Source organism: Streptomyces rubiginosohelvolus (assembly GCF_014649875.1).
GTDB classification, from domain to species: Bacteria; Actinomycetota; Actinomycetes; order Streptomycetales; family Streptomycetaceae; genus Streptomyces; species Streptomyces rubiginosohelvolus.
On record NZ_BMTW01000014.1, the window covers coordinates 14,212 to 25,690 of the forward strand.

Sequence of the window (11,479 nt, forward strand, 5' to 3'; positions counted from 1 at the left end):
ACGGCGGCGAAAACCCCCGGCCGCCGGGGCGGAAGCGCTGTCGGGCACTTCCGCCCCGGCGACCGGGGGTCAGGTCACGCCGACGGCTCAGAGGCCGTAGCGCTCCCGGGCCTCCTTGACCGCCGAGGCCGGGACCTCGCCGCGCTTGGCGAGCTGGGCCAGCGAGGCCACCACGATCGACTGCGCGTCGACGCCGAAGTGGCGGCGGGCCGCGTCGCGGGTGTCGGAGAGGCCGAAACCGTCCGTGCCGAGCGAGGACCAGTCCTGCTCCACCCACTGGCTGATCTGGTCCGGGACCTGGCGCATCCAGTCGCTGACCGCGAGCACCGGGCCCGGCGCGCCGGAGAGCGCCTGCGTCACGTACGGGACCTGCACCTCACCGCGGAGCAGCGCCTCGTCGGCCTCCAGCGCGTCGCGGCGCAGCTCGCCCCACGAGGTGGCGGACCAGACGTCGGCCGTGACACCCCAGTCGGCGGCCAGCAACTCCTGGGCCTCCAGGGCCCAGTGGATCGCCGTACCGGAGGCCAGCAGCTGGAGACGCGGCGCGTCCGCCGTCGCGGGCGTGCCCTCCTTGAAGCGGTACAGGCCCTTGACGATGCCCTCCTCGACGCCCTCGGGCATCGCGGGCTGGGGTTTCGGCTCGTTGTAGACCGTCAGGTAGTAGAAGACGTCCTCGGCGTCGGGGCCGTACATCCGGCGCAGACCGTCCTTGACGATCACCGCCACCTCGTACGCGAACGCCGGGTCGTAGTTGAGCGAGGCCGGGTTGGTGGCCGCGATCAGGTGCGAGTGGCCGTCCGCGTGCTGGAGGCCCTCACCCGTCAGGGTCGTCCGGCCCGCCGTGGCGCCGACGATGAAGCCCTTGCCGAGCTGGTCGGCGAGCTGCCACATCTGGTCGCCGGTCCGCTGCCAGCCGAACATCGAGTAGAAGATGTAGAACGGGATCATCGTCTCGCCGTGCGTCGCGTACGACGTGGCGGCGGCGATGAAGTCGGCCATGGCGCCGGCCTCGGTGATCCCCTCGTTGAGGATCTGGCCGTCCTTGGCCTCCTTGTAGTACATCAGCTGGTCGCGGTCGACCGGGTCGTACGTCTGGCCCAGCGGCGAGTAGATACCGGCCGACGGGAACAGCGACTCCATACCGAAGGTACGGGCCTCGTCCGGGACGATCGGCACCCAGCGCTTGCCGGTCTCCTTGTCCCGCATCAGGTCCTTCACCAGGCGGACGAACGCCATGGTGGTGGCCATCTCCTGCTTGCCGGACCCCTTGTACAGGGCCTTGAACGCGCGCTCCTCGGGCTGCGGCAGCGGCGCCGAGGCGTGCAGCCGGCGGGCCGGGGCGGGGCCGCCGAGCGCGGCGCGGCGCTCCTGGAGGTAGCGGACCTCGGGGGAGTCGGCGCCGGGGTGGCCGTAGGGGACCAGACCGTCCTGGAAGGCGCTGTCGGGGATCGGGAGGCCGAGCAGCTCGCGCATGCCCTTGAACTCGTCGATCGACAGCTTCTTCATCTGGTGGTTGGCGTTCTTGGACTCGAAGCCCTTGCCGAGCGTGTAGCCCTTGACCGTCTGGGCCAGGATCACGGTCGGCGCGCCCTTGTGCTCGACCGCCGCCTTGTACGCCGCGTAGACCTTGCGGGCCTCGTGGCCGCCGCGCGAGGTGTAGAAACACTCGGCGATCTTCGCGTCGGTGAGCAGTTTCGCCAGCTCGACGAGGGCGGGCTCGGTGCCGAAGAAGTGCTCGCGGATGTAGGCGACGTCGCGGGTGGCGTACGTCTGGAACTGCGCGTCCGGGACCTCGCGCAGGCGGCGCAGCAGCGCACCCTGGGTGTCCAGCTGGAACAGCTCGTCCCAGGCGTTGCCCCAGAGCGTCTTGACGACGTTCCAGCCGGCTCCGCGGAACTGCGCCTCCAGCTCCTGGACCACGCGGAAGTTGGCGCGGACCGGGCCGTCGAGGCGCTGCAGGTTGCAGTTGATGACGAAGGTCAGGTTGTCGAGCTGCTCACGGGCCGCGAGGGCCAGGGCGGCGGTCGACTCGGGCTCGTCCATCTCGCCGTCGCCCAGGAACGCCCAGACGTGCGAGTTGGCGGTGTCCTTGATGGAGCGGTTGGCCAGATAGCGGTTGAAGCGCGCCTGGTAGATGGCCGAGAGCGGGCCGAGGCCCATCGACACGGTGGGGAACTCCCACAGCCAGGGCAGCCGCCGCGGGTGCGGGTAGGAGGGCAGGCCCTCGCCACCGGACTCCTGGCGGAAGTGGTCGAGCTGCTGCTCGCTCAGCCGCCCGTCGAGGAAGGCGCGGGCGTAGATGCCGGGGGAGGCGTGGCCCTGGATGTAGAGCTGGTCGCCGGAGCCGTCCCCCTCCTTGCCGCGGAAGAAGTGGTTGAAGCCGGTCTCGTAGAGCCAGGCCGCCGAGGCGAAGGTGGCGATGTGGCCGCCGACCCCGTACCGGGCGCCCCGGGTCACCATCGCGGCCGCGTTCCAGCGGTTCCACGCGGTGATCTTCGACTCCATCTCCAGGTCGCCGTCGAACGCGGGCTCGGCGGCGGTCGGGATGGTGTTGACGTAATCGGTCTCCAGCAGCTTGGGCAGCGCGAGACCGGCGCCCTCGGCGTGCTGCAGCGAGCGGCGCATCAGGTACGCGGCGCGGTGCGGGCCGGCAGCCTTGGTGACGGCGTCGAGGGAGGCCGCCCATTCGGCGGTCTCCTCGGGGTCACGGTCCGGGAGCTGGTCGAGCTCGCTCGGAAGCTTTCCTACGGGGTCGGTCATGATCGCCGCCTTCCGGAGAGGAGGGGGGTGGAGAAGGCTCTATCTGGCAGGACAGAGCGATGGGGCCGGTGGGCCCGCGAAATGAACTGTAAGACGCTGATCGATGATCGATCAAAGGATTGAAGGCAAAACTTCTCGATACGAAGAAAAGTGGCATGGGGTGCCTCGAAACAGGGCACGGAGTGACGCGAAATAGTGCGCAAAAAGGGCGCTGACCTGCACGGAAGAGCAGGCCGCACGCCAAATGATCCGGTGGTTCAGGCGCGGGGCGCGCAGCCCAGCACGTGCGCCTTCACCAGGGCCCCGATCTGCGGGTCCTCGGCGAGGAACGCGTCGATGAGCGCCTGGTGCTCCTCCGCGTACGACTTCTGCACCGTGCCCAGCCAGCGGATCGACAGCGCCGTGAACACCTCGATGCCCAGCCCCTCCCAGGTGTGCAGCAGCACCGCGTTCCCGGCGGCCCGCACCATCTCCCGGTGGAAGCCGACCGTGTGCCGCACCTGGGCCTCGCCGTCGGCCAGCCGGTCCGCCTCGTACAGCGCGGCCACGTGCGGCTCCAGCGCCGAGCAGTCCTGGCCGAGCCGTGGGGCGGCCAGCTCGGCCGCGATCTGCTCCAGGCCGGCCCGGACCGGGTAGCTCTCCTCCAGGTCGGCGGCGGTCAGATTGCGGACCCGGACGCCCTTGTTGGGGGCCGACTCGATCAGCCGGAGCGTCTCCAGCTCCCGCAGCGCCTCGCGCACCGGGGTCTGGCTGACCTCCAGCTCGGTGGCGATGCGGCGCTCCACGATCCGCTCACCCGGCTTCCAGCGCCCGCTGACGATCCCCTCCACGATGTGCTCGCGGATCTGTTCGCGCAGCGAGTGGACGACGGGCGGGGTCATGGAGGGCTCCTTCAGGGCAGACCGGTGCTGCCTACATCATCACGGGCGCGGCAGGTCGCCCGTGGTGTTTAGACAATACGGCGGCGCCCCCGCCCGGAAGGGTTCCGGGCGGGGGCGCCGCTGGTGAGGCTGGTTACAGCCGGGGCGTTCAGAGGCCGAGCTCGACCTCGAACTCACCCGCCTCCAGGATCGCCTTGACCGACGTCAGGTAGCGGGCGGCGTCCGCGCCGTCCACCAGACGGTGGTCGTAGGAGAGCGAGAGGTACGTCATGTCGCGCACCGCGATGGTCTCGCCGAGGTCCGGGTGGTCGATGACCACGGGACGGCGGACCGTCGCGCCGATGCCCAGGATGGCGGCCTGGTTCGGCGGGACGATGACGGTGTCGAACAGGGCGCCGCGCGAACCGGTGTTGCTGATGGTGAAGGTGGCGCCGGACATGTCGTCCGGCGTCAGGCCGCCACCGCGCGCCTTGCCCGCGAGCTCCGCGGTCTTCTTGGCGATACCGGCGATGTTCAGGTCGCCCGCACCCTTGATGACCGGGGTCATCAGACCCTTCTCGGCGTCCACGGCGATGCCGATGTTCTCCGAGTCGAAGTACGTGATGGTGCCCTCGTCCTCGTTGATCCGGGCGTTGATGACCGGGTGGGCCTTCAGCGCCTGGGCCGCCGCCTTCACGAAGAACGGCATCGGGGACAGCTTGACGCCCTCACGGGCGGCGAACGCGGCCTTGGCCTGGTTGCGCAGCTTCATCAGCTTGGTGATGTCGACCTCGAGGACCGAGGTCAGCTGGGCCTGCGAGTGCAGGGCCTTCATCATGTTGTCGCCGATGACCTTGCGCATCCGGGTCATCTTGACGGTCTGACCGCGCAGCGGGGAGGCCTCCAGCTTCGGCGCCTTGGCGGCGGCCGGAGCAGCGGCGGGCGCCGGGGCTGCGGCGGCGGCCTTGGCGGCCTCCGCGGCGGCGACGACGTCCTGCTTGCGGATACGGCCACCGACGCCGGTGCCCTTGACCGAGCTCAGGTCCACGTTGTTCTCGGACGCGAGCTTGCGGACCAGCGGCGTGACGTACGCGCCGTCGTCACCGGAGGGCGCGGCCTGGGCGGCCGGGGCCGGGGCGGCGGGGGCGGGCTGCGCCGGGGCCGGGGCGGCCGGAGCCGACGGGGCCTGGACCGGAGCCGGGGCCTCCTGCTTGGGCGCCTCGGCCTTCGGAGCCTCCTGCTTCGGAGCCTCTTCCTGCTTCGGGGCCTCGGCCTTCGGGGCCTCCTGGGCCGGGGCGGCGGGCTGCGCCGGAGCGGCGGCCGGAGCCGCGCCCGGGGCGCCGATGACGGCGAGCTTGGCGCCGACCTCGGCGGTCTCGTCCTCGCCGACCACGATCTCCAGCAGCACACCGGCGACCGGGGCGGGGATCTCGGTGTCGACCTTGTCCGTGGAGACCTCGAGCAGCGGCTCGTCCTCGGCCACCTCCTCGCCGACCTCCTTGAGCCAGCGGGTGACGGTGCCCTCGGTGACGCTCTCGCCGAGCGCGGGGAGGGTGACGTCGGTGCCCTCGGCGGAACCGCCGGAGGCGGCCGGGGCCTCGGCCTGGGGTGCCTCCTGGGCCGGTGCGGCGGGCTCCTCGGCGGCGGGGGCCGGAGCCTCGGCGGCCGGGGCCTCCTCGGCGGCCGGAGCCGCGGCCTCGGCCGGAGCGCCGGAGCCGTCGTCGATGACGGCCAGCTCGGCGCCGACCTCGACGGTCTCGTCCTCGGCGACCTTGATGGACGACAGAACGCCGGACGCGGGGGCCGGGATCTCGGTGTCGACCTTGTCGGTCGAGACCTCGAGCAACGGCTCGTCGGCCTCGACGCGCTCGCCCTCGGCCTTCAGCCAACGGGTGACAGTGCCCTCGGTGACGCTCTCGCCGAGCGCCGGAAGGGTTACGGAAACCGACATGGTTTCAGTTGCTCCTTACGAAAATGCGGAAGTGGTCGGTCGTCGCGCCCGGGACCGGGGGATCAGTCGTGGGCGTGGAGGGGCTTGCCGGCCAGCGCCAGGTGAGCCTCGCCCATCGCCTCGTTCTGCGTCGGGTGTGCGTGGATGAGCTGGGCGACCTCGGCGGGCAGCGCCTCCCAGTTGTAGATCAGCTGGGCTTCGCCGACCTGCTCGCCCATGCGGTCGCCCACCATGTGGACGCCGACCACGGCACCGTCCTTGACCTGGACGAGCTTGATCTCGCCCGCGGTCTTCAGGATCTTGCTCTTGCCGTTGCCCGCGAGGTTGTACTTGAGGGCGACGACCTTGTCCGCGCCGTAGATCTCCTTGGCCTTCGCCTCGGTGATGCCGACGGAGGCGACCTCGGGGTGGCAGTACGTCACCTTGGGCACGCCGTCGTAGTCGACCGGGACGGTCTTGAGACCGGCCAGACGCTCCGCCACCAGGATGCCCTCGGCGAAGCCGACGTGGGCGAGCTGGAGGGTGGGGACGAGGTCGCCCACGGCCGAGATCGTCGGGACGTTGGTCTGCATGTACTCGTCGACCAGGACATAGCCGCGGTCCATCGCGACGCCCTGCTCCTCGTAACCGAGGCCCTGCGATACCGGGCCGCGGCCGATCGCGACGAGGAGGATCTCCGCCTCGAAGGTCTTGCCGTCGGCCAGCGTCACACGGACGCCGTCCTGCGTGTACTCGGCCTTGTCGAAGAAGGTGCCGAGGTTGAACTTGATGCCGCGCTTGCGGAACGCGCGCTCAAGAAGCTTGGAGCTGTTCTCGTCCTCGACCGGGACGAGGTGCTTGAGGCCCTCGACGATCGTGACCTCGGTGCCGAACGACTTCCACGCCGAGGCGAACTCGACGCCGATGACGCCGCCGCCGAGCACGATGGCCGACTTCGGGACGCGGTCCATCTTCAGCGCGTGGTCCGAGGAGATGATCCGGTTGCCGTCGATCTCCAGGCCGGGCAGCGACTTCGGCACGGAGCCGGTCGCCAGCAGCACGTGGCGGCCCTGGATGCGCTGGCCGTTCACGTCCACCGAGGTGGGCGAGGAGAGCTTGCCCTCACCCTCGATGTAGTGGACCTTGCGCGAGGCGATGAGACCCTGCAGACCCTTGTACAGGCCCGAGATCACGTCGTCCTTGTACTTGTTGACGGCCTCCATGTCGATGCCCTCGAAGGTGGCCTTCACGCCGAACTGGGCCGACTCACGGGCCTGGTCCGCGATCTCGCCCGCGTGCAGCAGGGCCTTCGTGGGGATGCAGCCGTTGTGCAGGCAGGTACCGCCGACCTTGCCCTTCTCGATCAGGGCGACGTCCAGGCCCAGCTGCGCTCCGCGCAGGGCCGCGGCGTAACCGCCACTGCCGCCGCCGAGGATCACTAGGTCGAAAACGGTGCTGGCGTCGTTCGCCACGTCACGTCCTCCATGCATGTGCGCCGTACGCCGGGCCCCGTCGCTGGGGTGTGACCGGCCGGTCGGCTGGTGTGCGGCCGCTTTTGTCTTCGGCCCTGTGGTGGGGGCCCTGTCCTGCCGAGAACCCATCTTCGCACTTGTCGACGGTGGGCGGGACGCGGGGCCCGGGTCCGGGACGGATGATCGTCCGTTCCGGAGGGTTACTGCTGCGTAGATACCTACGGATTCCGCTGCTGTTCGTCGAGAGCGAAACCCTGTCTCCTTCTCACCGGTTCCGCCCGGACAACACGTACGGCCCCGGACCTATGCCCGGGGCCGTACACGGCTGATCGCTCAGCCCAGGTCGCCGTCGGCGGTGCGCTCGGCGAGCCGCACCAGGGTGCGGACCGCGGAGCCGGTACCGCCCTTCGGCGTGTAGCCGTACGGGGCGCCCTCGTGGAAGGCCGGGCCCGCGATGTCCAGGTGCGCCCAGGCGATGCCCTCGCCCACGAACTCCTTCAGGAACAGACCGGCGACCAGGCCGCCGCCCATCCGCTCGCCCATGTTGGCGATGTCGGCGGTGGGGGAGTCCATGCCCTTGCGCAGGTCGGCGGGGAGCGGCATCGGCCAGGAGGCCTCGCCGACCTCGTCGGCGATCTCGTGGATCGACGTACGGAAGGCGTCGTCGTTGGCCATGATGCCGAAGGTGCGGTTGCCGAGCGCCAGCACCATCGCGCCGGTCAGGGTCGCCACGTCGACGATCGCGTCGGGCTTCTCCTCCGAGGCGCGGGTGAGCGCGTCGCCCAGGACGAGCCGGCCCTCGGCGTCGGTGTTGAGGACCTCGACGGTCTTGCCGCTGTACATGCGCAGCACGTCACCGGGGCGGGTGGCGTTGCCGGACGGCATGTTCTCGGCCAGCGCCAGCCAGCCGGTGACGTTGACCTTCAGGCCGAGGCGGGCGGCCGTGACGACGGCGGCGAACACGGCGGCCGCGCCGCTCATGTCGCACTTCATCGTCTCGTTGTGACCGGCCGGCTTGAGCGAGATGCCGCCCGAGTCGTAGGTGATGCCCTTGCCGACGAAGGCCAGGGTCTTCTCCGCCTTCGGGTGGGTGTAGGCGAGCTTCACCAGGCGCGGGCCGTTCGCGGAGCCCTGGCCGACACCGAGGATGCCGCCGTAGCCGCCCTTGACGAGGGCCTTCTCGTCGAGGACCTGGACCTTGACGCCGTGCTCCTTGCCCGCGGCGGTGGCCACGGCGGCGAAGGACTCGGGGTACAGGTCGTTCGGCGGGGTGTTGATGAGGTCGCGGGCCCGGTTGATCTCCTCGACCAGGGCCAGGGCGCGCTCGACGGCCGCCTTGTAGCCCTTGTCGCGCGGCTTGCCGCCGAGCAGGGTCACCTCGGCGAGCGGCTGCTTCGGGCCGCTGTCCTTGGACTTGGCGTCCTTGGGGGCCAGCTTGTTCTCGCCGCCCTGGTAGGCGGTGAAGGCGTACGAGCCGAGGAGCGCGCCCTCGGCGACGGCGGCGGCGTCCTCGACGGAGCCGGCGGGCAGCGCGAAGCCCGCCTTCTTCGAGCCGGACAGCGCACGGGCCGCGGTGCCCGCCGCGCGGCGCAGCGCCTCGGCGTCGTAGGCGTCCTCCTTGTCCGGGACCGGACCGAGGCCGACCGCGACGACGAGGGGGGTCTTGAGGCCGGACGCGGCGGGCAGCTTGGTCAGTTCGCCCTCGGCACCGGTGGCACCCAGGGTCGCGAGGACGGCGGCGAGCTTGCCGTCGAACGCCTTGTCCACGGCCTCGGAGCCGGGTGCCAGGACCGGTCCCTTGACGCCCTTGGCGACGCCGACGACGAGTGCGTCGGCGCGCAGCGTCGCCGCACCGGCAGTGCTGAGAGTGAGAGCAGTCACGGTGGTGAAATCTCGCTTCCGTTGAGTTCGTGTGCGGCCGAGGGGTGGGCCGACCGTGCCCGGCGCATCGTAGACGCCCCGACGATGTGCCGGGAATGAGCCTACGCGCGCAGTTCCTGCTCCGTGACGGCGGCGGCCTTCCCGACGGTCCTTCTGACCGGTAAGGCGGTCGGGAAACGGCCGTCCTGCGGGGAGTGCCGCCCCGTCAGCCCCCGAGCGCCAGCACCACCAGGGCCGCTGTCGCCGCGGTCTCCTCGACGCCTCCGAAGACATCCCCGGTGACCCCGCCGAACCGCCGTACGCAGTGCCGCAGCAGCAGTTCGGCGGCGGCGAGGGCGCCGAGCACCGCGAGCCCGTGGTGCAGCGCCCCGGACGGCCCGAACAGGGCGCCCGCCGCCGCGCACAAGGCGACCGTCACCACCGCCGCGAGCAGCGCCCGCCCGGCCGGAACCGTGCCCGCCACCGTCGCCCCGAGCCCCTCCGGCCGGGCCGCCGGGACGCCCTGACGGGACGCCAGGGTGAGCGCCAGGCGGGCGGCGACGGCCGCGACGACGGTCCCGAGGGCCCCGTGCGCCCAGCCCTCTCCGTACAGCTCGAAGAGGACCGCGACCTGCGCCAGCAGCACCAGGAGCAGCGTGATGACACCGAACGGCCCAATGTCGGACTGCTTCATGATCCGCAGTGCGTCCTCGGCCGGTTTCCCGCTGCCGAGGCCGTCCGCCGTGTCCGCGAGACCGTCCAGGTGCAGCCCCCGGGTGAGGGCGGCCGGCACCGCGACGGAGGCCACCGCCGCGAGCAGCGGCCCCGAGCCGGCCAGCAGCGACAGCGAACCGAGGGCGGCGGCGAGCACCCCCACGACCAGCCCGGCGAGCGGGGCGCAGAGCATGCCGGAGCGGGCGGTCGCGCGGTCCCAGCGGGTCACCCGGACCGGGAGCACGGTCAGGGTGCCGAAGGCGAAACGTATGCCGTGGCTGTTCAGGGAGGTCACCGCGCGCAGGCTAGTCGCTGGGCCGCACCGATAGATTGGGCGAAACGCGCCGAACGCCGCGAAACCTGACGTATCGGGAGTGGGTGGCATGGGTCACTGGTGGCACGAGAACATCGCGGAGCCGGGCAAGCTGCCGCTGCTCCTCGCGCTGGCCGCCTTCGTCCTCACCTTCGCGATCACGCGCACCATCACCCGCATGATCCGCGCCGGGAAGGGCCCGTTCCGCAACATCACCCCCGGCGGGGTGCACATCCACCACGTGGTGCCCGGGGTCGTCCTCTCCGTCGTCGGCGGGTTCGGGGCGGTGGCCAGCGGGCGGCACGGGGTGGCCGCCGGGGTGTTCGCGGTGATCTTCGGGGTGGGGGCCGGTCTGGTGCTCGACGAGTTCGCCCTGATCCTGCATCTGGACGACGTGTACTGGACCGAGGAGGGCCGCCAGAGCGTGGAGGTGGTGGTGCTGACCGCCTCGCTGGTGCTGCTGGTCCTGGCCGGCTTCTCCCCGCTCGGTGTCGACGACGTCACCGACGAGGAACAGCAGGGCAGGCTCGGCCTCATCGCGACGTACGTGATCAACTTCTGCTTCGTCCTGATCTGCCTGTTCAAGGGGAAGCTCCGGATGGCGGTGCTCGGCACCCTCGTCCCGTTCGTCGCGCTGGTCGGCGCGATCCGGCTGGCCCGCCCCACCTCGCTCTGGGCCCGGCGCTTCTACCCCCACCGCCACCGGGCCCGCTCCCGGGCGATGCTGCGGGCCTACCACCACGACGTGCGCTGGGCCGGGCCCCGCCGGAAGTTCCAGGACCTCATCGGCGGCGCCCCGGACCGGGTCCCGCTGCCGCCCGGCCCCAAGTCCTGACCGCCGCAGTCCTGCCCACCGCGCCGCCGCCCGCGCCACTCCCGTACGCCGCACACCACCAGGACGGCGGTGATCGCGGCCAGATGCTCACGGCCCGCCAGGTTGTCCTTGACCAGGACCTCCACCACCATCGCGAGGACCACCAGCGCCCCGGTGAACCAGGCGCGCCGCTGGTGGCAGACGTACACCGCGAGCCCGACGACCGCCGCCGACGGGCCGGTGTCCACCACCTGCGCGTCCGCGGCGGGCAGCCCCAGGAACGTCCCCGGCCCGAGGGCGACGCCGATCCGGGCGTACAGCGTCCCCGCCAGCGTCGCCCCGTACGCCACCGCAAGCGTGCGCCACCGCCCCAGGCACACCTCCGCCACCCCGAACACCAGCAGGATCTGGGCCAGCGCGCCCCACACCGGCAGATCGAGCGCGGGCACGAACAGCGACAGCGGGGTCCGCAGGAGGGCGAGCGGGAGCGGGTCCTCGGCCCGTACGGCTCCGAGGCTCCGCACCGGCCCGTAGCCCCACGCCTGGTTCTGCGTCACCTGGATCGCGGCCGTCAGCGCCACCGCGGTCAGCGTCAGCGCGAGCGCCCGCACCCCGTGTTCCGCGAGCCGCTGCCGTACGGCGGTGAACAGCGGTCCCCACTCCCGTACCGCCGCCCGGTGCAGCGCCGGGGAAAGGCTCATCCGCTCGTCACGAACAGCATGGAACGGGCCCCCGGTCGGTCAGTCGGTCGGTCGG

Annotated in this window: 8 protein-coding genes; 1 reads left to right on the forward strand and 7 read right to left on the reverse strand. The window is 71.5% G+C overall.

What is annotated here, in order from left to right:
* Positions 1-87: 87 nt before the first annotated feature.
* The 6 genes from aceE to IE134_RS26040 all read right to left on the reverse strand — a co-directional run bounded on the left by aceE (position 88) and on the right by IE134_RS26040 (position 9,891).
* Positions 88-2,760 carry a pyruvate dehydrogenase (acetyl-transferring), homodimeric type gene (gene aceE / locus IE134_RS26015; protein ID WP_030718732.1) on the reverse strand — a complete coding sequence of 891 codons (2,673 nt, stop codon included), beginning with the start codon at positions 2,758-2,760 and terminating at the stop codon, positions 88-90.
* Between the two features lie 257 nt (positions 2,761-3,017).
* Entirely contained in the window at positions 3,018-3,641 is a 624-nt protein-coding gene (locus IE134_RS26020) for a GntR family transcriptional regulator (protein WP_006123949.1), read from the reverse strand.
* Positions 3,642-3,789: 148 nt separating this feature from the next.
* Entirely contained in the window at positions 3,790-5,571 is a 1,782-nt protein-coding gene (gene sucB, locus IE134_RS26025) for a 2-oxoglutarate dehydrogenase, E2 component, dihydrolipoamide succinyltransferase (protein WP_189431907.1), read from the reverse strand.
* Positions 5,572-5,633: 62 nt separating this feature from the next.
* Positions 5,634-7,022 carry a dihydrolipoyl dehydrogenase gene (gene lpdA / locus IE134_RS26030; RefSeq protein WP_010057769.1) on the reverse strand — a complete coding sequence of 463 codons (1,389 nt, stop codon included), beginning with the start codon at positions 7,020-7,022 and terminating at the stop codon, positions 5,634-5,636.
* A 333-nt stretch (positions 7,023-7,355) separates the two neighbouring features.
* Positions 7,356-8,903: a leucyl aminopeptidase gene (locus IE134_RS26035; protein WP_030718740.1), complete on the reverse strand. Its 1,548-nt coding sequence runs from the start codon at positions 8,901-8,903 to the stop codon at positions 7,356-7,358.
* Between the two features lie 205 nt (positions 8,904-9,108).
* Positions 9,109-9,891, reverse strand: coding sequence for an adenosylcobinamide-GDP ribazoletransferase (locus IE134_RS26040; protein WP_189431909.1), 783 nt, complete (start codon positions 9,889-9,891; stop codon positions 9,109-9,111).
* 88 nt (positions 9,892-9,979) lie between these two features.
* On the opposite strand from IE134_RS26040, the gene IE134_RS26045 reads away from it, so the two are divergent.
* Positions 9,980-10,744 carry a hypothetical protein gene (locus IE134_RS26045; protein ID WP_030718750.1) on the forward strand — a complete coding sequence of 255 codons (765 nt, stop codon included), beginning with the start codon at positions 9,980-9,982 and terminating at the stop codon, positions 10,742-10,744.
* Here the strand turns inward: IE134_RS26045 and IE134_RS26050 are convergent.
* Entirely contained in the window at positions 10,642-11,424 is a 783-nt protein-coding gene (locus IE134_RS26050; protein ID WP_158634723.1) for a hypothetical protein, read from the reverse strand. The genes IE134_RS26045 and IE134_RS26050 overlap by 103 nt on opposite strands.
* Between the last annotated feature and the right edge of the window lie 55 nt (positions 11,425-11,479).